Raw genomic sequence first — 22,867 nt, forward strand, 5'->3', positions numbered from 1 at the left:
TGTATATGATTCAATGAATAATGTTATTGAACAAAAAGAAAGTAGCGGTAAAATTTGCAAATGGGAATACGATGCAAGTGGTAATATTACAAAATATGTAGATTCAGAAGGTCATACGACAAAATATGAGTATGATTTAAATGGAAATAATACTAAGATTGTTGATGCAAAAGGTAACTATGTATCAATGGAATATAACTATTTGAATCTTTTAAGTAAAAAGGAATCTAACGGAAAATTACTTGAAACATATAGTTATGATAATGCTGGAAATTTGATAAAGAAAATAGACAGCAATGGAACTGTGTATACATATGAATATAGTGCAACAAACCAAATCACAAAAATGGTTAAAACATCAAAAAATGGTAAGGCAAAATACAGTGAAATATATTCATATGATAAGGGGGACAATCTAAGTAAAATTACTTATGACGATGGGACAGAAGAGTCGTTTACATATAACGGGAATGGAGATGTTACATCTTATAAGGATAAGAATGGAAATAAGACTTTATATTCATACAGTTATAATGGAAATCTTGTTAAAGTAACGAAACCGGATGGAAACTTTAACTGTTATAGTTATGATGAAAATAACAATTTGACAGTTAAGGAAGAATGTGATGCCAAAACAGGAGAGAGTCATTTGACTAACTATAGTTACGATGCTAATGGTAATTGTACTAGAGAAGGCGTAAGTCTTGGAGAAGATAAAAAATATATATACACTTACTATAAATATGATTGCATGAATAATCTTATAAGTGTAAGTGATTCACCAAATGATGCAAAAGCACCTAATAAGACATATAAATATGATTTAGATAATAATGTTATTGAAAAAACAGAAGGTCAGGATACTATAACTTATTGTTATGACAAGGACGGCAACTTAATTTCAATGATTACACCAAACAACGAGGTGTCGTTTGATAGAGATAACCTTGACAGAATTGTTAATACAAATCAGAATGGAAAGCATGTGTCATACGAATATGATGCTGATGGAAATAAAAGTAAAATAACATATTCTGATGGAAAGGTTGTATCATATGAGTACGATGGAAATGGAAATATTATTTCTTTAAAAAATGATAACAAGTCAACATATTTTACATATGATTATTTAAATAATATAACAGAAAAGTCATCAAATGGTGTTGGTGAAACATATAAGTATGACAACTCACATAATCTCGTTAAGGTGTATGCTACAGAGGGAATAAGAGCTTATCTGATTGACAACTATGAATACGATGCTAATGGAAATATTATAAATCATAAAGAGTCAGGTAGATATACAGAAAAAACAAAGGAAACAAAATATGAATATGATGTTGAAAACAAATTAACCAAAGAAACAATTATTTCAGATGGGAAAGAATCAACAACAAAATATGAATATGATGGTTTTGGCAACTTAATATCAGAAACAAAAGATTCGTATAAAACATATTGCAAATATAATCATTTGAATCAGTTAATAGAGAAATATAATGATAATGATATAGATGCTTCCGGACTAATTAAAGGAATAAAGTATTCATATGACAGTCATGGTAATCTCGCATCAATAAATGATTATAAATCAAGTGTTATTGCGAAATTTAGTGCAACATATAATGAAAATGGACAGATTAAGACAGCTTTCAAAAATGTTAATACAAATGGAATCAAAGATATCACAAGTAACTATGAATATGATGGTTCCGGAAATTTAATAAAAGAAGCAAATGTGGTTCAGTCGTTGACAAATAAGACATCAACAGAGACGCAGTATATTTACGACTATACGGAAAAGAACCCGACAGTTTTATCAGAAATAAAAAACAATGGAGTAACAATTGATTATGCATATGGATGTGACAATAAAAAAACAGATGTTACAGTTGATACAAACATACTTTACAAAAAGACTCATGAGACATATAGTGTAAGCACAGACATAATAGGCTCTACAAGATGGGCGTTTGACTCAATAGGAAATGTTTGTGCTAGCACGGAGTATGATGCATGGGGAAATGTAACTGAAAATTCAGGTTTAACTGTTAATGCGTCAGTGCCTACAGTTAATATTACAAAGAGTTATACGGGACATATTTATGATGAGGGAACCAGATTTTGGAATGCAGGCGCAAGAGAATATGATCCGTTTACAAAAAGATTTACATCAATGGATCCAGAAAACGGAAACATATATATGCCGGAAACATTACATAAATATTCATATGCTTCGAACAACCCGGTAATGAATGTTGACTTAAATGGACGCTTTACAACATCAACATTTGAAAAAGCAGCATGTTCGGCTGTAAAAGCGGCAATAGGAGGAATATACACATTTACAGAAACAACGGTTAATGTGTGGAATGATTTTAATAATCTGATAGACAGAATACCGGCTCCGGTAAAGGCAGCGGTAGCAATTGCAGGTACAGGTGTGGCAATTGCATCAGGAGTTGCACCGGGAGCAGCAGTCTTAACAATGGCTATGGCAATGGGAGAAGGAGCAGCGGTAAATCTGGCTTTCTATGCAGTGGGCAGTTATGTTACAGGAAAACAGATGACATGGAAGGATGCTATAAAGACAGCCGGAAAAGGAGCGTTAGACGGAGCATTCCTTAATGGAATAGGACAGGGCATTGCAGGTGCAGGAAGGATTCTGGTTAATAATAAGGCAGGAATAAAGAACTTTTATGTAGACGAGACCGGTTCCGTTAAAATAGATGGGTTAAGTGATGGTAAGAGTGGTAGTACTTCTAATACTTCTAATACTTTATACCATTATACCAATAAGAAAGGTATGAATGGAATTATTGATTCAAATCAATTGAATCCGTCATTGAAAGCTAATAATCCTAAAGATGCTAGATATGGAAATGGTCAATATTTATCAGATATAACACCAGATTCAGTAACGCCAGGGCAGCTTGGAAAGAAATTTATTAATGTTCCAAACAAATACAAATATACCAATTATGTTGAAATAGATGTATCGGAGTTAGATGTGGTAAAAGGTAGAGGTGGAGTTTTTGTAATTCCGAATAAAGTTCCGTTAGATTTAACAAATAGAATTATCAGTTATGGAAAGGTGGGACAATAAATTGCTAGATAAGAAATATATTTATCTCCAAGATGAGGGGGATAAGTATTGGATAGAATTAGATGGAGAAAACTATGCTGTTCGACAAATATCTAGGGATACTTGTGGTAGATATCATTTATCATGTTTTGAGGATTGTCTGGCAGAAGGAGTTTTTGAGGAAAAATGTATCGAAAAGATAATATCAAAAAATGAATTTCAAGAATTGTGGTATAGTTGTTTAGCCAGATTTTCGAAACAATGGAAGTCTGTTAAAACAAAATATAAAATTGGTTCAAATGTTCTGGGGAGAGTAGAATATTATTATCCACAAGGAATTATTTTGAAAGGTACCGATTTTACTGCTTTATATAGGGGAAAAAATAACTATAGATTGCATGAAGAAGTAAGTGTAAGAATAGTTAAATATGATGATGACAACATGTGGTTTGTAGTAGAGTAATTTGTTTAAAGGTTGTGATATAGTTATTATTTCACAGCCTTTACTCTATTACGAGCAGTAGAATTACATAAGATTTACTTTTGAAAAGCAGTAATTTTAGTCCAATTATTGCTTCAAAAGGCAGTAAATCACATACAGATTTTTGATGGAAAGATGGTATCGGATTCTTTTGATTTTACTTTCAAGATATTACGAGAATCCATTTTTATTTAGAAATTTAGCTGTTACGTAAGATTTTTTCGTAATTAAGTTTCACTTTATTTAATATGAATTATGACATTCAGAGACAGATAATAGCCTGTTAAATGCAGACAACTAAGAGAATGAAGTGTCAATTTCCAGTAATCTGAAACTATTTGCATCTGAGAATACCAAAATTCTCCAATCTTAATCCACACTTCCTAACATCATATCTCTGTTTTGATTCATTTTGATTTTCTGAATATAAATCAAACTAATATCTCCAGAAACCAGCTCGTCCATCGATAATGCATATTTCCATAGATCCGTGGAATATTACTTTTATCATAGTGTTTGAATTTTGTATATGCTCGATTATCTGAAGCAAGAATTGTAGCTTCAAAAAACAAATAGTTCCGGGAATTTGATAAAAGAGGCAAATGAGGTTCAGTCGTTGACAGACAGAGACACAGTACGGCAATAGGAGGAATATACACATTCACAAAAACAACAGTTAATGTGTGGAATGATTTTAATAATCTAATAGACAGAATACCGGCTCCGGTAAAAGCGGCGGTAGCAATTGCAGGTACAGGTGTGGCAATTGCATCAGGAGTTGCACCGGGAGCAGCAGTCTTAACAATGGCTATGGCAATGGGAGAAGGAGCAGCGGTAAATCTGGCTTTCTATGCAGTGGGCAGTTATGTTACAGGAAAACAGATGACATGGAAGGATGCTATAAAGACAGCCGGAAAAGGAGCGCTAGACGGAGCATTCCTTAACGGAATAGGACAGGGCATTGCAGGCGCAGGAAGGATTCTGGTTAATAATAAGGCAGGAATAAAGAACTTTTATGTAGACGAGACCGGTTCCGTTAAAATAGATGGGGTAAGTGGTGGTAAGAGTAGTACTCCATCTTATGGAGCATATAGTACTAAAATCGATTCCAAGGTTACTGCAGTAGAAAAACAAGAATTGCCGAGTTGGTTAATTGATACCTATAAAGATGGGCAATATCGTACTGTAGTAACTAATGAGGAAATTACTGTATATCGTGCATTTGGATATAATGCGGAAGCTGGTGGTGCATTTGCGACAAGTAATCCTTCTATAAATAGAGTACAAACAAAAGTTGATAGTGCAATACTACTAGAGTGGAAAAATACGCTCAGGTATGAGGCAGAGATTGTTATCCCCAAAGGAACAACTTTGAATATAGGACGTGTAGGAGAGCAATATACTATGAGCGGAGCAAGACTGTCAGGAGGCGCGGATCAAATCTTATTGCCACAAAATTGGGATTTGAATTGGATTAAGAGTATTAGAAATATTAAACCTTAAGGAGCATTTATATGAACACTATATTAGAATTAAAAAAACAAATTGAAAAGGTAATTTTATTGTTAGAACAACGCTTGATAGATGACCCAGATAGGCCCATTTTAAAAACTTTATATGATAGATATGTGAGGGCTGAAGAAATATTAAACAATAATGACGATATTAAAAAAATAATGATTATTGGTGGGTGTAGAGCATATTTGGATGCATTTAGCGATTATATGAATCCATTGCTAATTGAGATGGACAAAGCAGAAAAAATGTTTTCGAATATGAATGTGAAAAAATAAATTGAAAAAACAAAAAAATCAACGGTATTCCATAATCTTAGAAACATTATGAAATAGCGCTGATTTTCTGTTAGTCTTTAATAGTCAGCTAGTTGCATCAATAAGGAAAAAAGAATTGCATGCCTATGCAGAAAACAACTGCCGTGTAAGCGGATTTTTATGCTTGTATGGAATCTGTCGACTGCATTATGACTTTTCTCTGCACATCCGACAAGTAAAGTTGTTTATATTTATCATGGAGTTTATTCTCTTGTCTTGTGGTTTCAAGATAGTTGGCATTATACTTTATGTTATGGTGTATGTTGTTATAAGGCCGTTCATCCAAGCAGCTGGCAGTTATGTTGCAGGGAAGCAGATGACATGGAAGGATGCAATAAAGACATCCAGAAAAGGAGCATTAGATGGAGCGTTTCTTAATGGAATAGGCCATAGTATTGCAGGTGTAAGAAGAATACTTTCTAATAACAAGGCAGGAATAAAGAAGTTTTATGTAGATGAAACCGGTTCTGTTAAAATAGATGGGGTAGGTGGTAGTAAGGCTGATATTACTACAGAAATTGGATATAATGCGGGAGATACTCAGGTAAGAGTAGATGGTGATTGGACTGAAAATGATATGAAACAAGCATTGTTAGGACATCCACCCAGAGGTAGATGCTGGAATATGCAAAAGTATAGTTACTATGTATTCACATGAGGGGGAAACATTACAGGAAATGCAAATAGATTTTTATGAGGCATTATTAAAATTTGGTTTAAAATGTGACGAATAGAAATTGATTAAAATAAAAAGAGCTTGAGATATACCTCAGGCTCTTTTTTGTGTTATAATAACATATACTATGTGCATTTGTTAAATACTTATGGATAAAACCTGAATAATGAAATGGAGATAGATATTATGAAAAAGGACTGGAAGAGAGAATATTTTTCAATCCCAAATTTAATGGGATATTTTAGACTGATTTTAATACCGGTATATTTAATGGTATATATTCACGCAGATGGAATGAAAGATTATGCAATTGCGGCGGGAATTTTATTGCTGTCAGCGCTTACGGATTTCTTTGACGGAAAAGTTGCAAGAAGATTTGACATGATAACTGATTGGGGAAAAATTCTTGATCCTATAGCAGATAAACTTACTCAGGGAATTGTTGTTATAAGTTTGATTTTCAGATACAGATTTATGGCGATTGTGTTGGTTATATTTATAGTCCAGCAATTGGGACAGGGAATTTTAGGACTGATATATATTAAAAAAAGCGGAAAAGTTGAGGGCGCGAAAATGTTTGGAAAAGTAAGCACGGCATTTCTTGACTTTATGGTATTAGTTTTAGTTATATGGATAGATATACCGAAAAATGTTGCATTGGCAATGATGACAGTGTCAGTATTTTTAATGACAAATTCATTGCTTAGATATTTTGATTATTATTACAAAGAGATAAGGAAATAAAATGAATGAAGTTCATTTTCTAAAGATATTTCCGATGACCAGCCAACAATTAAATGGCTAGGCAATAACACATTTTTTATAGGAGATTAACATATGAATTTTGCTCATTTACATGTGCATACAGAGTTTAGTTTGTTAGACGGCTCGAGTAAAATTAAAGAAATTACGGCAAGGGCAAAGGAACTTGGAATGAATAGTCTTGCGATTACTGACCATGGTGTTATGTATGGGGCGATAGACTTTTATCGCGCTGCAAATGCCAATGGAATTAAGCCGATTATCGGATGTGAGGTTTATGTTGCACCGGGTTCAAGATTTACTAAAGAAGCAGGGGAGAGCGAAGACCGTTACTATCATTTGGTTTTGCTTGCCGAAAATAATAAAGGATATAGCAATTTGTCAAAAATCGTATCAAAAGGATTTGTTGACGGATTTTATTATAAACCACGAGTAGATTACGAGGTGTTACAGGAATTTCACGAAGGTATAATATGCCTAAGTGCATGTCTTGCAGGTGAGGTGCAGAGATATCTGGCAAGAGGAATGTACGAAGAAGGAAAAAAAGCAGCGCTTAAATATCAGGATATTTTTGGAAAAGGCAATTATTTTCTTGAAATGCAGGACCATGGAATTCCTGAACAGCGTATGGTTAATCAGCAGCTTATGCGTATGAGTCAGGAGACAGGTATTGAGTTAGTGTGCACAAATGACGTGCATTATACTTATGATACCGATGTAGAAGCGCATGATATTTTGTTGTGTATCCAGACAGGTAAAAAGCAGTCAGATGAAAATCGTATGAGATATGAGGGAGGGCAATATTATTTAAAAAGTCCCGAAGAGATGGCTGAATTATTTAAATTTGCGCCTGAAGCATTAGAAAATACGCAGAAGATTGCAGACAGATGTAATGTTACATTTGAATTTGGTGTTACAAAACTTCCTAATTATGAAGTGCCTGAAGGTTACACTCCGGCAACATATTTGAGAGAATTGTGCAATAATGGATTGCAGAAGAGATATGTCGATACAAAGCTTGATTATGATTGCCCGATGTCTTTAGGACAATTGAAAGAACGCTTAGATTACGAACTTAGCACAATTGAAACCATGGGATACGTGGAATACTTCCTTATCGTATGGGATTTTATAAATTATGCAAAGACAAATGGAATTGCAGTAGGTCCGGGACGAGGTTCGGCAGCAGGAAGTATAGTTTCGTATTGCCTTGAAATTACGGATATTGACCCTATTAGATATAACTTACTTTTTGAAAGATTTTTAAATCCTGAGCGTGTGTCCATGCCCGATATTGATATTGATTTTTGTATCGAAAGAAGGCAGGAAGTTATTGATTATGTAGGAAGAAAATATGGCAAAGACCATGTCGCTCAGATTGTTACATTTGGAACTTTAAAAGCCAGAGGTGTGCTTAGGGATGTAGGTAGGGTACTTGATATGCCATATGCACAGGTGGATGCAATTGCAAAGACAATTCCTAAGGAATTGAACATTACTCTTGATGGAGCTTTGAAGGAAAGTAAAGAGTTTAAGGATTTATATGAGAGTGATGAACAGATTAAATATCTTGTTGATATGTCACGAAGACTTGAAGGGCTTCCACGTCATGCTTCAATGCATGCGGCAGGTGTAGTAATTTGTGCAAAACCTGTTGAAGAGTATGTTCCGCTTTCAAGAGCAAGTGACGGTTCAATTACAACCCAGTATATAATGACAACATTAGAAGAATTGGGACTTTTAAAAATGGACTTTTTAGGATTGAGAAACTTAACTGTAATTCAGAATGCGGTTAGATTTGTTGAAAAAGACCATAATATAAAATTGGATATGCATAGCATAGATTATGATGATAAAAAAGTATTGGCTTCTATAGGAACAGGAAATACAGAAGGAATTTTCCAGTTGGAAAGTGGCGGTATGAAAGGGTTCATGAAGGAATTAAAACCTCAGAATCTTGAAGATATAATAGCCGGAATATCACTATATCGTCCGGGTCCTATGGATTTCATTCCTAAATATCTTGAGGGAAAAAATAATCCGGAAGCAATTACTTACGACTGCCCGCAACTTGAGCATATATTAGAGCCAACTTACGGCTGTATTGTATATCAGGAACAGGTTATGCAGATAGTTAGGGATTTGGCAGGATATACATTAGGACGAAGCGACTTGGTTAGAAGAGCCATGTCAAAGAAAAAAGATTACGTTATGCAGCAGGAAAGACAGAACTTTGTTTATGGAAATAAAGAAGAAAATGTACCGGGCTGCATAGCAAATGGAATAGATGAAAAGACTGCAAATAAAATTTATGATGATATGATTGATTTCGCCAAATATGCTTTCAACAAGTCTCATGCGGCGGCATATGCAGTTGTTGCCTATCAGACAGCATATTTGAAATACTATTATCCGGCAGAATTTATGGCAGCTATGCTTACATCTGTCATGGATAATGCAGAAAAAGTATCTGAATATATTTATTCATGCCGCTCAATGGGAATAAAAATACTTCCTCCGGATATAAATGAAGGAGAAAGCGGATTTTCTGTATCTGAAAATTGCATACGATATGGTTTGACTGCAATTAAAAGTGTAGGAAAAAATATTATTGATGCGATTGTAATGGAAAGAAATGCAGCAGGAAAATATAAATCATTAGAAGATTTTATCTCAAGAACAAGTCCGCTTGGAGTTAATAAGAGAGCTGTTGAAAACTTTATTAAGGCAGGGGCTTTGGATTCGCTTGGAGCGACAAGAAAACAAATGATGATGGTTTATGTTCAAATCATGGATTCAGAGGCACAGGAAAGAAAAAACACCATGGCAGGTCAAATGAGTTTATTTGATTTTGTAAGCGAAGAAGATAAAGCAGATTTTGAAATTAAAATGCCTGATGTTGGTGAGTATTCAAGTGACCAGATGCTTGAATTTGAAAAAGAAGTTTTAGGAATCTATGTTAGTGGACATCCTTTACAGAAAGAAGAAGCAAGATGGCGTAAGCATATTACAAATATTTCCACTGATTTTGCTGAAGTAGGAGAAGATGAGGAAAATACAAAAGTCGAAGACAAGGCAAGAGTAACAATAGGTGGAATAATTACCGGAATTACAAAAAAATATACAAGACAGGGGCAGCCTATGGCATTCTTAACATTAGAAGATTTGTTAGGTTCTGTTGAAGTAATTGTATTTCCAAGACAATATGAAAAATATAAAACACTGATTGCTGAGGATAATCAGATATTTGTTAACGGACAGGCAAGCTTAGAAGAAAATGCAGCAGGTAAAGTTATTGCAAATGATATAAAAGCATTTGATGAATATGGTACAAGTCTTTGGATTGCATTTGCAGATAAAGATGATTATACAAATAAGGAAGCAGAGCTGTTTGAATTACTTTCTGAAAATAAGGGAAAAGATAAGGTTATAATATATCTTGTGAAGGAAAAACAGAGTAAAATGTTGCCTGCTATGTATAGAGTAGATTCAAATGATACATTAGTTGAAAAATTAAAGGCTATGTATGGAGAAAAATTTGTAACAAAAGTATTAGAGTAGTATTTGTAACAAAGATATTAGAGTAACATTTGCAATAAAGATATTGTAGTAACAGTTGCAACAAAATTGTAAAGCAGCAATTGTAACAAAGATATTAGAATAATTGATAAATAATAAAATTATCAGATATTTATTTGGGAGTAAAAATGAAAGTTGATAAAGCTATAAAAGCTACATTTAATACAAATTTAATAATTCTTAACGGCTTTTTAGTTGCTCTTTTAGTAGGAACTATATTGTTAATGTTGCCCGTTTCCTCTGCAAGTGGAAATGGAACAGATTTTATTACGGCATTGTTTACGGCAACGACATCGCTTTGTGTGACAGGTCTGGTAGTTGTGCCTACATATGCATACTGGAGCATATTTGGAAAAGTAATAATACTTATATTAATACAGCTTGGCGGGCTTGGGATTATTAGTTTTACAATTGGATTTCTAATTATAATAGGAAAGAAAATTTCTTTGAAAGAAAGAAAAATGATACAGGAATCGTATAATCTTGATTCGGCACAGGGTGTCTTAAAAATATTGAGAAAAATATTTGGAATCACTCTAAAAATAGAAGGAATAGGAGCGATACTTTATTCCATACAGTTTATTCCTGAATATGGAATCGTAAAAGGAATCTGTTACAGCGTATTTCATTCGGTATCTGCGTTTTGTAATGCGGGAATAGATATAATTGGAAATGACAGTCTTGTTAAGTATCATGGAAATGTGCTTGTCAATTTTACAACTGTGATGTTAATCATATGTGGTGGTATTGGATTTATTGTATGGCTTGATATCGGTGGCATAATAAGTGAAATCCGTAACAAAAAATTGAGCCCAAATAAATTTATAGAAAGAATGAAATTGCATACAAAGCTTGTATTGATTACGACAGCTATTTTAGTTGGAGGAGGATTTTTATTTATTCTTTTATTTGAATATAATAATCCGGACACGCTTGGGAATATGACATTTGGAAATAAATGCTTAGCGGCTTTATTTGAAGCGGTAACGCTTAGAACAGCAGGATTTATTACTGTGCCGCAGGCAGGATTTAGAGATGGAACATTTATGATAATGTGTGGTTTGATGATTGTTGGCGGTTCCCCTTTTGGAACAGCAGGTGGAATTAAAACAACTACATTGGCACTTATTTTTCTACTAACCTGGTCAACTATAAAAGGCAAGGAGGATATAGAGGTTTGCAGAAGAAGAATAAATAAACAAAATGTCAGAAGTGCAGTAGCAATCGGAACAATAGTACTTAGCATACTTGCAGTAGCAATTATGGCGTTAAGTTTTACGGAAGATGCACCTTTGAAGGTAATTACATTTGAGGCTGTTTCAGCCCTTGGAACAGTTGGACTTAGTATGGATTTTACAGCAAGTCTTACAGCTATAGGAAAACTTATTATAATAGTACTTATGTTCTTTGGAAGAGTAGGACCTATAACGATTGCCATGGCAATGGCAGGCAGGGCAAGAAAAGATAGAAAGATAACGAATTATCCTGAAAAGAGAGTAATGATTGGATAAAATTCAAACAAGTAATGTGATTATATTTTTAAAATGTAATATTCAGTAATAAACGGATGAAATTTAAATGAAATAAAGTATGCAGAAATTATTTTATATTAAAAAATTTTGTATACAGTTTTAAACAAATGAATTAGAAGGAGCATAAAATGAAGGACGTAGCGGTTTTTGGAATTGGAAAATTAGGAAAAACATTTGCAGTAACTTATTCAAAAAAAGGTGGAAAAGTTTTTGCAATTGATAGACGTCAGGAAAGAGTAGATGGAATTGCAGAAGATGTGACATATGCCATAAGAGCCGATGTTACAGAGGAAAATGTTGTAGAAAATCTGGGAATCAATAATGTAGATGCGGTAGTAGTTGCCCTTGGAAATAATTTTGAGGCAAGCATAATTGTTACTACAATATGCAAATCTTTAGGGATTCCATACATTGTTGCTTCAGCGATGGACAAATTACAGGCAGATGTACTGATGAAAATTGGTGCGGATCATGTTATTTTACCGGAAAGTGAAACTGGAAAAAGGCTTGCAAATGGAATGGCAAGTGGAGGGCATTTTCAGGATATTGCTGATTTGTCAGATGAATTTAGCATAATTGAAACTAAGGTTCCAAAAGAATGGATTGGTAAAAGTTTAATAGAATTAAATCCAAGAAAGAAATTTGGATTCAATGTAATAGCAGAGAAGGTAAATGGTGTTTATAAAAATAATATAGATGCGGATAAACCTTTTGGAGATCAGGAATCAATAATTGTAATTGGTGATAATGAGAAATTATTAAGAGTATTTAAAGAGGGTTAAAAAATGATAATCACATCAAATACAAATGAACAGATAAAGAATTTAATTCATTTAAAGGATAAGAGCAAAGCCAGAAAAACTTCAGGAACATTTATTGTAGAAGGAATTAAAATGTTTCAGGAAATACCAAAAGAAGATTTTATTAAGGCTTATGCTTCTGAAAGCTTTTATGAAAAAAGAAAAGAAGAAATATCAGATTATTTTAAGAAAAATAATTTAAAAGAAGATGTTCAACTTGTTAGCGACAGTGTATTCAAAAAAATATCAGATACAGTAACGCCACAGGGAATATTAGCTGTTGTAAGACAAAAAACATATTCTATTGAAGATATAATAAAATCAAGAAATAAAGAAAAAAGCTGTATTGTTGTACTTGATAGAATTCAGGATCCCGGGAATCTCGGTACAATAGTAAGAACAGGCGAAGCTGCCGGAATTACAGGAATAATTATGAGTAGTTCAACTGCAGATATTTATAATCCAAAAGTTATACGTTCTACGATGGGGTCAATTTACAGAGTGCCATTTGCAATAGTAGCTGATTTGCCTAAAGCAGTAGATATATTAAGAGAAGATGGTATAACATGTTTTGCAGCACATTTAAAGGGTGAATTATATAATTCAGGAACACTTACAAAGGATTGTGCTTTATTAATTGGAAACGAAGCAAATGGATTAAGTGATGAAGTAGCAAATAAAGCAGACAAACTAATTAAAATCCCTATGGCAGGAAAAGTAGAATCACTAAATGCGGCAATTGCAACATCAATATTAATGTATGAAGCAACAAGGTAAAAAGGTTCTAAACTTTGGATTTCTCCATGCTTGACAAAGAAACAAAAAAACTCCCACATTTGTATCTTATTCTTGTAAAGTTCTATGATATCAATAAAGAACGCCCGCGCTGCTTGTCGCTCGTAGCAGTTCTAAATATTCAGCACATAGACCGGCTTTGAAACCTAAAGTTTCAGCCGGTCTATGCACCGAATATTTGAACCGACGGCGCCAAATGCACTTTATTTGATATCATAGAACTCCACAGTTATGAGAACAAATGTAGGAGTCTTATTTTATAAAGCTGATAATTTCTCTACAGCTTTGTCATCAAGTATTTCTTCAAAATGTTCAAGATAAAATAAATCTTTTGCATACGTTGCACTTTCAATTTGACCGTGTTCTGTGATAAATCCTAAAATTTTATTTAATACTGAAGGCTCAGTTGATTCTAAGCATATAGATAAATAATATTTATTGTTATATGGAGATTTATATACAGAACTATCTCCTTTAAAATAAGGCATGATTAACTTTGTTACAGTAATCACATCGCTTAAATTATCATATATTGAAATATTGTAAAGCAAGTCAGAATCACCGGAATTATCCGATACTTCGTCCTTTACAGATGAAACAATGTTGTCTAATTCTTCCGGATTAATATCGTCAAATGGATCAAAAGCATCTTCCTCTTTATTAGAAGAAAATAATTTAGCTAAACTGCTTCCGCGGTCATCTCCATCTTCAACTTTTGTAATCAATAAAACGATATTTTCAGGAGAAACCGGAATTGCTTCAACCATAAGAGGTTTGTCGTTTACTTCAAATCCAAAATCCTCATTGGCCTGACGCATCATATCTTGAAAAAGTTCCTTTGTTTTCCCTGCCCCAAAAGCCAATTCACTGAATTTAATATGTCTGTCTTCTAAATCAGCACGGCTTATTGTGCAACGAATCTGCTTATCATTGATTTTTTCAATTTTCATAAAATCACCTCACTAACAGTTTAGATTCGTATAGTTTATTATATCCACTATAAAAAAATATGTAAAGTTTTCATCCATATTTTAATATGTAATATATTGCAAATATGGAAAAGTTTCAATATAAAATAAGGATATTTGACAAAATATTCTTATTTATATTTATATTATACGTCAAAAAAGAACACAATATGTCAAAAAAATGAAAAATATATGATATATATGATAAATAAGATGTTGGGGTCAAAAGCCCCAACTTTGACGCCTGCGGATTGTATTTTTTAACAAATCGTTCTAAATTAATGTTGCGTATTTTATACAATATGTGTATAATGATTGAGAGAAGGAGTATATGTTATAATATGGGTAAGAACACTTCTTTGCAACTATTGGAATGCCGATATGCAACGACTTACTATTAATAAGTTTTATGAAATGTTAATATATATCACAATTATTATTTAAAGTATTAATAGTTTGACCTTTTATAATACGGAGTATACGGAATTTCCCTTAAACAAATAAAAGAGCCGGTTATATATAATAATATTTGTCAGATAATGTATTTGAACAATTATTATAATAACGGGCTCTTAGTTTTTTGCTAATTTATTTTATAGAGAACACATACACCATTTTCCATAAACACGTTTACCTTTAACAATTTTAAAAGGTCTGATTTTTACATATAAATATTGTTTTGACGGATTGTTTGAATCCGTATTAATTCTTCCGTTTAATACAACTTTTGCTGAAGTGTTTTTTCTGCCAACATCCATAGCCTTGTATTTTTTGAAGTTTTTATTTGTAGCATATCTTATCTGATATCCTGATGCTCCGGTAACCTGATTCCAATGGATTGTGCCTGAAAATTTTTTCTTGTTTTTAAACTGACTTAATAAAGAAATATAGGCATTTGTTTTTGCAGATTTAATTCCGGCAGAATAACATATTCTCAAATTATTACAGCCATCAAAAGCTGTATCCGAAATAGAAAGTTTGTTACCGTTAATTGTAATATTTTTAAAATCAGAACAATTGCTAAATGCAAAACTTTCAATATTTGTCACGGAATATGGAAGGGTTATATTCTTTAATATAGTATAAGCGAAAGATGAGTTGCCAATAGTTTTAATACCATGTCCAAAAGACACATTTGTGAGTGGATTATTTTCAAATGCACCTTCACCAATTATTTCAATATTATCGCCTAAAGTTAAATCAGAAATACTATTGCGACTAAACATATGATTTGGAATTGTCTTAAGGTTTAAAGGAAAGTTTATAGTTTCAATAGCGTTATCAGCAAATACATAGTCACCCCATGTAAGAACAGTTTCAGGAAGTGTTATGCTTTTAAAATTACATAATCTAAAAGCACGATTTCCTATATAATATAATTTGTCAGGAAAATTAATTTCCGAAAGATATATGCAACCATTAAAGGCATCATCTCCAATTTTTAAAAGAGTAGATGGAAGTATAACTTTTTTAAAAGAGTATCTTGAGTCTGTTACATATGAATTAAATGCGTTAGGAGCAATTTCTGTTACTCCCTCGGGAATTTCAACAGTCGAAAGTCTGCCGTTATAACCGATAACAACATTGTCGTTTGTAATAAACATACCATTTTCAAATCTCAGTTTATTGCCAAGAGCCAGTGAAAGATGATAAATATCTATGCGGGCTAATGAACTGTAAAGAGTAGAAATGCTTAAGGAATCAAGTGTGTCTGATCCAATTGCAATGTCAGTTACAGAGGTCTGAGAAACAGAGGCCTTAGCAAAATATTTATCTTTTTCTATGGTTGTAACGCTTCCGGGAATCACTAGTTTTGTAAGATTAGTACAGCATGCGTAAGCATCGGAAGACGAATCTGTCTGGGCATAAAGAATAGACTGAAGGTTAAATTCCTGACAACCATCTTCAATAATTAGTTCAGTTCTTTCAGAAGGAACACGAACTATGTTCAAACCATTTTTAGAATAAATTATACCATTTATAGATTTATATGCAGGGTCTTTTTTGTAAACTACAAGATTGTTTGTTTTTACTGTTGAAACTACATCTAACTTAAGAGACGATGAAAACTTAACTGTTTCAATTATAGTATCTCCGCTTATGGAATCGTATGCATCATCCCCCGGGAGTGTCTTAACATTATAATTTCCGGGAACTGATAATTTAGACAATGAATCACAAGAAGAAAATGCACATTGTCCAATAGTGCTAACAGTGTTTGGTACTATAATCTTTTTTATTTTTGTTCCGTAAAAAGCGTAACAATTTATGACTTTCAAAGTGTTTGGAAGCTTAACTTTTTGCAGATTTTTACAATTATAAAATGCGTATTTAGAAACAGATGTAACGCCATTTCTTATAATAACGGTATGTATTTGTCTGTTCTTTTTAAATGTCATTGAGTTAGGCATTTTACCTTTTCCATAAATGGTAATAGTTCCATCCTTTATTTTATATTTGACGGAAGCTATCTGAGTGGAAGAGCTACTTTGATTGATTTTTGCTGCCGCATTTACATTTTTTGAAATTGCACTATTTCCAAAAATAAATATAGAACAAAAAAATGTAAGGATTAATAAAGTTACACCAGATTTAAAAGTTTTTGCCATATAAATCCCTCCTCTCACAGCTTTGAACAGCTGGATAAATTTGAAATTTTTCATACAAATAAATATGTATTTTCCGCTCATACTAATTGATTTAATTATACCAAAATATAGTCTGAAATTAAACAAAAGTTATTAAATCTTAAGATATATAAAGATGAAATTATGTTATATATATGTTATGATGTAGTAGTTAAATATTTGCAAAAAATATGCTAATAAAATGATGTGAATATCAAAAATATGCATAATAAATTGGTAAGCCTATAGTAGTGTTCAATTTAGGAAGATATTCACAGAGGAGGAAGAACAAGTGAGAAAGAGCATAAAGTATATAATGACAATGGCTACAATTTCAGCCATGGCAATGACAATGACAGGATGTTTTGGACCGGAAACAAGTAAAGAATATGTTACTTTGAATGATTATATGATGCTTCATTATACAGATGATGATGGAAATGAGGTTACAGCGACATCTGCAGATGGAAATGAAATGGCAGCAGTTGCCTGTGATAATGAATATGTAAATAAATATGCATTTGAAAAAGATGGCGATACTTATATGGATATAAGTGGCGTGAAAAAATATATTGATGACAGATTTTACTATGACAGTACGGAAAATACAGTTATGTATACTAATGCAACTACAATATATACAAGCCCTGTAGGCAGCAATGAAGTTACAGGCAATACAAAAGAAAATCTTGATTTTACATCATCAGTTATGGATGGTGAGATATGTTATGTAAATTTAAAATATATAAGCAAATACATTGATTTTGATTATAAATATGCAAAAGCAAATGGGGATAAGCCTGCAGTTGTTGTAGTTAATACAAAAAGCCGTGAAGATAAAAATGGCACTGTAAAGAAAAATACTCAGATTAGAACAGATGCAGATTATATGGCTGATATTGTTAGTGACGTAAAGGCTGATACAAAACTCACAATTTTAGATAAAGGTGATGAATGGGATAAAGTTGCTACAGACGATGGAGTTATAGGTTATATTTTAAATAAGAGAGTTAAAGTAGGAAAAACAACAAAAGTTTCATATAAAAATGATTATGATACATATACGCATAATGTTTTAGATAAAAAGATAAGCCTTGCATGGCATCAGGTTATGTATTCATCAAGTAATTCAGGGTTAAGTGACATGATAAAAAACGCTAAAGGTCTTAATGTTATTTCACCAACATGGTTTAGCGTAAGTGATTCAAAGGGAGAAGTGTCATCAATAGGCTCAGCGGATTATGTAAAGAAGGCACATAGTGCTGGACTTGATGTATGGGGACTTGTAAGTGATTTTGAAACAGATGGCAATGGAGATTATTATATAAAAACAGTTGTAAATAATACAAAAGCAAGACAAAAGATGGTTTCTAATATAATGAAATATGCATCATTATATGATTTAGATGGAATTAATGTAGATTTTGAATATATAAATGTTTCTGAGGGAGCCGGATATTTACAGTTCTTGAGAGAATTGTCAATTGAATGCAGAAAGAAAGGTATAGTTTTATCAATAGACAATTATCAGCCGTCTGCATGGACAGAATTTTATGACAGAAATCAGCAGGGAAGATTAGCAGATTATGTTGTTGTAATGAATTATGACGAACATACAACTTCAAGTAATGAGGCAGGATCAGTATCATCATTGACATTTACGGAAGAAGGTTTAAAAAATACAATTGATGAAGTGGGAGATGCTTCAAGAGTAATTAATGGAATGCCATTTTATACAAGAATATGGACGGAAACTCCTGAGGACGAATCAGATGGAAATGGAAAATTAATCGAAGATGCTGCAAATGGTAATTATGTTTTGTCAACAAAGGCTGTTTCAATGGATGCGGCAAAAGAAGCGTATACAGAAGCAGGGGCTACACCTAGTTATAATGAAGAAACAGGACAAAATTATGTTGTTTATGAAAAAGGAAGCAGCACATATATGATTTGGCTAGAAGATGAGACTTCAGTAAAGGCAAGACTTGAGTTAATGAACAAGTACGAAATTGCCGGGGCAGGATATTGGAAATTAGGATTAGAGTCAGACGATATATGGAATACGATTTCACAATATTTTAAATAATTACTCATAAAAATTGTTTTGGCTTCATATAATTTTAAAGAAGGAGTGAGGCCATGATTAATACAAAACGAGTTTTTTACATTTATTCTTACAAAAGAGGAGTAAAGGGCAGAAATGTAGGATTTGCCAGAATCAGGGGAAGAGATGATAATTATAAGTTGAATGTATCCATTAAAGTTCCGGTAGAATATGGTGCTGAGAATATGGAAATATGCCTGCTTAAAAGAAATCAGGGATTTGTATCCGGATATAAGGTTGGCACAATGACACCATTTAATGAAATATGTAAATTCAATACCGTGATTAGTTCGAAAAAATTGCGGGAAGCTGAATTTGATATAAATGATATTGATGGAATTTATATATTTGGAACAGAGCAGGATGGATATGCTTTTTTTGCAAAAATGGAGGATGAATTGAATGATCATCCAAAAGAATTATTTGATTATCAGATGGACAAATTTAATAGGAATTCACAACTTGTATATGTAAATTAGGAGCATTGCCAATGAATGAAAAATACATGAAAGAGGCAATTAAGCAGGCAAAAAAAGCTGCTTCAATAGGTGAGGTACCGATAGGTTGCGTAATTGTTTATAAAGATAAAATTATAGGTAGAGGCTATAATAGAAGAATGACAGATAAAAATGCTTTGAGTCATGCAGAATTGAATGCAATAAAAAAAGCAAATAAGGTGTTAGACGACTGGAGACTTGATGACTGTGAAATGTATGTAACAACAGAACCGTGTCAAATGTGTGCCGGTGCAATTGTACAGGCAAGGGTAAAAAAAGTTTACATAGGTTGTATGAATCCCAAGGCAGGTTGTGCCGGTTCTATTATGAATTTGTTTAATGTAGATGCTTTCAATCATCAGGTAGAAAGTGAAAATGGAATTCTTGAAGAAGAGTGCAGCATGTTACTTAAGGAGTTTTTTAGAAATCTTAGAAATAAAAAGTAGTTTCATTTAGTATTATTTTACGTTGACAAAGTAAAATAAAATAATGTATACTAAATGTCTGTAATTGAATAAGTTTAAAACTTCCGCGCAGCCGGGGAGATAGCGGTGCCCTGTACCTGCAATCCGCTACAGCAGGGGTGATGCTTTGCGTCGGGTCTATTTTGTAGAGCTGCCCTTTATAAGTGATGTTGACGCTTGGGTCTTGTGCAACGGAAATTTGTGAATCGTGTCAGGTCAGGAATGGAGCAGCACTAAGCAAAACCTTTCGTGTGACGCGAGGGTGCCTGAGCTGAGTTAACTGTAGAGGTAACGTCTATGAGATTTTCACAAAACAAAGCGCGCGGATTAAAATAAAAAGAGCTATGACTTTATAAGTTATAGTTCTTTTTTTGCCGAAAAAAAGATTCACATATATAAGGTGGTTTGCTATAATGAAGCAATGTATTTAATATGACGATTAGGTATAAATGCATAATATAAAAGATACTAAAATAGAAATGCAAATGAGTAAAAGTATAATTAAAAAATAAAGCGTGGTAAAAAATGAAAGATATGGTTGGTAATAAATTTATGAAACTAAAAAATGAACTTCATATTGGGAAGAATGACATAATAGCTATGGGGTTAATGCTATTGGCATTATTAATACTTATGCAGTATAGAACATATAGACCGTTTTTAGATGAATCAGACAATTTTTTAGGAGGAAAAATATTAAGCCGTGGCGGGGTTATATATAAAGATTATATATCCCAACATATGCCGGGGATGTATTACATTGTTGGAATTATTGTAAAGTTAGGCTTTACGGAAATTCAGGAAATACGTACATGCTTTTATTTATTAATATTTTTGTCGTGGATAGTTATGTATTTTAGATACAAAAATATATTTTCATCGTGGATAATTCCCACTTTTGTATTTATGTATTTGTCTATGTTCAGTATTTCTAAAGGACATACAGTGTTGGCTGAACAGATAGAAATTATCGCGTTTATGGTGCTTATATGTGAATTATTTTTATTTTTTAAAACAAAAAAATTAAAATTAAGTTCAGCAATTTTTATTTCAATTAGCACATGGTTAGCAATTGCCTGTGCTATGACTGCGGTATGGACAATATTTTTTATGGCACTTATATTTATCATAATTTATATTGAACAATTAAAAAGTAGTGAAAATAAAAAAAATATAATGAATGAGATTATAAGAACCAGTGTGATAATAGCAATTCCTTTTATAATATGGATGGTTTATTTATTAAAAACTAATTCAGTAGAAGAATGGTTTTACCAGGCATATAAATTTAATCAGGAAGTGTACGGAAAATATGTTAATTTCTCAGGAATATTTAAAACGGTTATTGATCCGTTTTTTGGATATGGAAATATGATATGGAAGGCAGTTCAACAATTAACAGTATCGCTTTATTCAAGTGCAATAATTTTGGCGTATGTAGTAGTTAATATTCTTTTTTGCATAGAAATGAGTCGAAAAGGGAAAATATATGGAATACTTATGTTTGTTACCATTATAGCAATGGGAAATAGAAGTTTTGGTATATGGTCATCAGATGAAAATATGCATGCAACACCGTATTTGGCAATGACGGGATTTATGTTAGCGTATTTGTTATTTGAAGTTTGGAACGTTCGAAAAGTGACAATAATAATGCTAACATTTCTTATGATTGTACCGATTACATCAGCTCTTAATGAAGTGAGCGAATATAATAACAATATTAAATATGTAGAAACTTCTGATACGGCAAAATATATAAATGCATTAACTAAAAAGAATGAAAAGATATTTTTGGTTGGTTTTAATGAATATAATGATTACAATGCATATAATAGAATGCCGGCAACAAGGTTAGTACATATTCATCCGTGGTTTATGGAAGAGTTTCAACAGGATGTAATTAATGATTTGGAAAAAAATAAAACAAGAGTAATTGTTAACGCTGAGGATATGGATATATGGGGATATAAATATGTAGATTATGCCGCATCTTTGAGAAATTATATATTACAGAATTATACTCAGATTGGAAAAAGTGAAGCAAATGTATGGGTGCGAAATGATTATTACGAAAAGGCTCTTGAAAAACTGAATTATGACAATAATATGATAGTGCCAAATAATGAAGAATTAAAAGGTATTACATCAATAAATGGAAAGAGAGTGTCGGAATGTTTTGTACCTAAGGTGAAAAAATTGGTTAAAATTTCAACATATATAACAATAAACGGGGATATAAGAGATGGATATTATATGGTGGATTTATATTCTCAAAAGGATAAAAAATGTATTTATAGTAGTGTAGTTCCGATTAGCGGAATAGTTGATGGATGGCAAATGTTTGACTTAGATGATGTTAAAGTGACTCCGGGGAATAAATATGAAGTAAGAATTTCAGTAGCAGGCGTGTCTGAAACATGTAATGTTAATATAGGAGTTATAAAAAATAATGCATCATTAAAAACAAAAATTAACAACAAATTGATTAATCAGGATTTAGCCTTAAGAGTTTATGGAAAATAGAATGAAAAATAGTCCCAAATATTGGATATATTCTAATATTTGGGATTTATTTTTGTTCCAAAATATTATATAATGAATCCAAAGGTATGCCCATTTATAGGAATGAAAACATTTTTATAAATACTAAGCATATTTTTTA

At 32.5% G+C, this 22,867-nt stretch carries 16 protein-coding genes and 1 other RNA gene; 15 read left to right on the plus strand and 2 right to left on the minus strand.

What is annotated here, in order from left to right; all coding sequences use genetic code 11:
* Nucleotides 1–13 precede the first annotated feature (13 nt).
* The 10 genes from DWX29_RS00970 (at nucleotide 14) to rlmB (ending at nucleotide 13,524) form a co-directional block, all read left to right on the plus strand.
* Nucleotides 14–3,106: an HYD1 signature containing ADP-ribosyltransferase family protein gene (locus tag DWX29_RS00970; RefSeq protein WP_118564965.1), complete on the plus strand. Its 3,093-nt coding sequence runs from the start codon at nucleotides 14–16 to the stop codon at nucleotides 3,104–3,106.
* Between the two features lies 1 nt (nucleotide 3,107).
* Nucleotides 3,108–3,548, plus strand: coding sequence for a hypothetical protein (locus DWX29_RS00975; protein ID WP_022088057.1), 441 nt, complete (start codon nucleotides 3,108–3,110; stop codon nucleotides 3,546–3,548).
* 699 nt (nucleotides 3,549–4,247) lie between these two features.
* On the plus strand, nucleotides 4,248–5,069 hold the full coding sequence (locus tag DWX29_RS12885) for a hypothetical protein (protein WP_117908403.1): 822 nt from the start codon (nucleotides 4,248–4,250) through the stop codon (nucleotides 5,067–5,069).
* A gap of 11 nt (nucleotides 5,070–5,080) precedes the next feature.
* The gene (locus DWX29_RS00985) at nucleotides 5,081–5,359 is read left to right on the plus strand and encodes a hypothetical protein (RefSeq protein ID WP_022089321.1); all 279 of its coding nucleotides are present in this window, start codon (nucleotides 5,081–5,083) and stop codon (nucleotides 5,357–5,359) included.
* 355 nt (nucleotides 5,360–5,714) lie between these two features.
* Complete coding sequence (locus DWX29_RS00990) at nucleotides 5,715–6,056, plus strand: hypothetical protein (RefSeq protein WP_147365031.1); 342 nt, start codon at nucleotides 5,715–5,717, stop codon at nucleotides 6,054–6,056.
* A 204-nt stretch (nucleotides 6,057–6,260) separates the two neighbouring features.
* Nucleotides 6,261–6,818, plus strand: a complete 558-nt coding sequence (locus DWX29_RS00995) for a CDP-alcohol phosphatidyltransferase family protein (protein ID WP_022089323.1) — start codon at nucleotides 6,261–6,263, stop codon at nucleotides 6,816–6,818.
* Nucleotides 6,819–6,911: 93 nt separating this feature from the next.
* On the plus strand, nucleotides 6,912–10,397 hold the full coding sequence (locus tag DWX29_RS01000) for a DNA polymerase III subunit alpha (protein ID WP_118564967.1): 3,486 nt from the start codon (nucleotides 6,912–6,914) through the stop codon (nucleotides 10,395–10,397).
* A gap of 146 nt (nucleotides 10,398–10,543) precedes the next feature.
* On the plus strand, nucleotides 10,544–11,926 hold the full coding sequence (locus DWX29_RS01005; protein ID WP_118564968.1) for a potassium transporter TrkG: 1,383 nt from the start codon (nucleotides 10,544–10,546) through the stop codon (nucleotides 11,924–11,926).
* 149 nt (nucleotides 11,927–12,075) lie between these two features.
* Nucleotides 12,076–12,729, plus strand: a complete 654-nt coding sequence (locus DWX29_RS01010) for a TrkA family potassium uptake protein (RefSeq protein ID WP_117908413.1) — start codon at nucleotides 12,076–12,078, stop codon at nucleotides 12,727–12,729.
* A 6-nt stretch (nucleotides 12,730–12,735) separates the two neighbouring features.
* Nucleotides 12,736–13,524, plus strand: a complete 789-nt coding sequence (gene rlmB, locus DWX29_RS01015; RefSeq protein WP_118565028.1) for a 23S rRNA (guanosine(2251)-2'-O)-methyltransferase RlmB — start codon at nucleotides 12,736–12,738, stop codon at nucleotides 13,522–13,524.
* 275 nt (nucleotides 13,525–13,799) lie between these two features.
* Here the strand turns inward: rlmB and DWX29_RS01020 are convergent, their stop codons facing one another.
* Both DWX29_RS01020 and DWX29_RS01025 read right to left on the minus strand, forming a co-directional pair.
* Complete coding sequence (locus tag DWX29_RS01020) at nucleotides 13,800–14,492, minus strand: adaptor protein MecA (RefSeq protein WP_022089328.1); 693 nt, start codon at nucleotides 14,490–14,492, stop codon at nucleotides 13,800–13,802.
* A gap of 611 nt (nucleotides 14,493–15,103) precedes the next feature.
* A complete protein-coding gene (locus DWX29_RS01025; protein ID WP_158574478.1) occupies nucleotides 15,104–17,119 on the minus strand; it encodes a leucine-rich repeat domain-containing protein in 2,016 nt (671 codons plus the stop codon).
* A gap of 310 nt (nucleotides 17,120–17,429) precedes the next feature.
* On the opposite strand from DWX29_RS01025, the gene DWX29_RS01030 reads away from it, so the two are divergent.
* The 5 genes from DWX29_RS01030 (at nucleotide 17,430) to DWX29_RS01050 (ending at nucleotide 22,728) form a co-directional block, all read left to right on the plus strand.
* Nucleotides 17,430–19,223, plus strand: a complete 1,794-nt coding sequence (locus DWX29_RS01030) for a glycosyl hydrolase family 18 protein (protein ID WP_118564970.1) — start codon at nucleotides 17,430–17,432, stop codon at nucleotides 19,221–19,223.
* Between the two features lie 53 nt (nucleotides 19,224–19,276).
* Nucleotides 19,277–19,720: a hypothetical protein gene (locus DWX29_RS01035; RefSeq protein WP_022089331.1), complete on the plus strand. Its 444-nt coding sequence runs from the start codon at nucleotides 19,277–19,279 to the stop codon at nucleotides 19,718–19,720.
* A 5-nt stretch (nucleotides 19,721–19,725) separates the two neighbouring features.
* Entirely contained in the window at nucleotides 19,726–20,184 is a 459-nt protein-coding gene (gene tadA, locus DWX29_RS01040; protein ID WP_117908419.1) for a tRNA adenosine(34) deaminase TadA, read from the plus strand.
* An 83-nt stretch (nucleotides 20,185–20,267) separates the two neighbouring features.
* An RNA gene (ffs, locus tag DWX29_RS01045) (signal recognition particle sRNA large type) lies at nucleotides 20,268–20,528 on the plus strand.
* A 199-nt stretch (nucleotides 20,529–20,727) separates the two neighbouring features.
* Nucleotides 20,728–22,728: a hypothetical protein gene (locus DWX29_RS01050; RefSeq protein ID WP_118564971.1), complete on the plus strand. Its 2,001-nt coding sequence runs from the start codon at nucleotides 20,728–20,730 to the stop codon at nucleotides 22,726–22,728.
* The last annotated feature ends 139 nt before the right edge of the window (nucleotides 22,729–22,867 follow it).

Source organism: Eubacterium sp. AF19-12LB (assembly GCF_003479125.1).
Lineage (GTDB): Bacteria > Bacillota > Clostridia > Lachnospirales > Lachnospiraceae > Eubacterium_U > Eubacterium_U album.

What these genes read in the sequence shown, in the direction of transcription:
- DWX29_RS01005 (WP_118564968.1), top strand. Translation starts at nt 10,544, where the DNA reads ATGAAAGTTGATAAAGCTATAAAAGCTACATTTAATACAAATTTAATA.
- DWX29_RS01020 (WP_022089328.1), bottom strand. Translation starts at nt 14,492, where the DNA reads ATGAAAATTGAAAAAATCAATGATAAGCAGATTCGTTGCACAATAAGC.
- DWX29_RS00970 (WP_118564965.1), top strand. Translation starts at nt 14, where the DNA reads ATGAATAATGTTATTGAACAAAAAGAAAGTAGCGGTAAAATTTGCAAA.
- DWX29_RS01010 (WP_117908413.1), top strand. Translation starts at nt 12,076, where the DNA reads ATGAAGGACGTAGCGGTTTTTGGAATTGGAAAATTAGGAAAAACATTT.
- DWX29_RS01035 (WP_022089331.1), top strand. Translation starts at nt 19,277, where the DNA reads ATGATTAATACAAAACGAGTTTTTTACATTTATTCTTACAAAAGAGGA.
- DWX29_RS01050 (WP_118564971.1), top strand. Translation starts at nt 20,728, where the DNA reads ATGAAAGATATGGTTGGTAATAAATTTATGAAACTAAAAAATGAACTT.
- DWX29_RS00995 (WP_022089323.1), top strand. Translation starts at nt 6,261, where the DNA reads ATGAAAAAGGACTGGAAGAGAGAATATTTTTCAATCCCAAATTTAATG.
- DWX29_RS01025 (WP_158574478.1), bottom strand. Translation starts at nt 17,119, where the DNA reads ATGGCAAAAACTTTTAAATCTGGTGTAACTTTATTAATCCTTACATTT.
- DWX29_RS00985 (WP_022089321.1), top strand. Translation starts at nt 5,081, where the DNA reads ATGAACACTATATTAGAATTAAAAAAACAAATTGAAAAGGTAATTTTA.
- DWX29_RS00990 (WP_147365031.1), top strand. Translation starts at nt 5,715, where the DNA reads ATGACATGGAAGGATGCAATAAAGACATCCAGAAAAGGAGCATTAGAT.
- DWX29_RS01000 (WP_118564967.1), top strand. Translation starts at nt 6,912, where the DNA reads ATGAATTTTGCTCATTTACATGTGCATACAGAGTTTAGTTTGTTAGAC.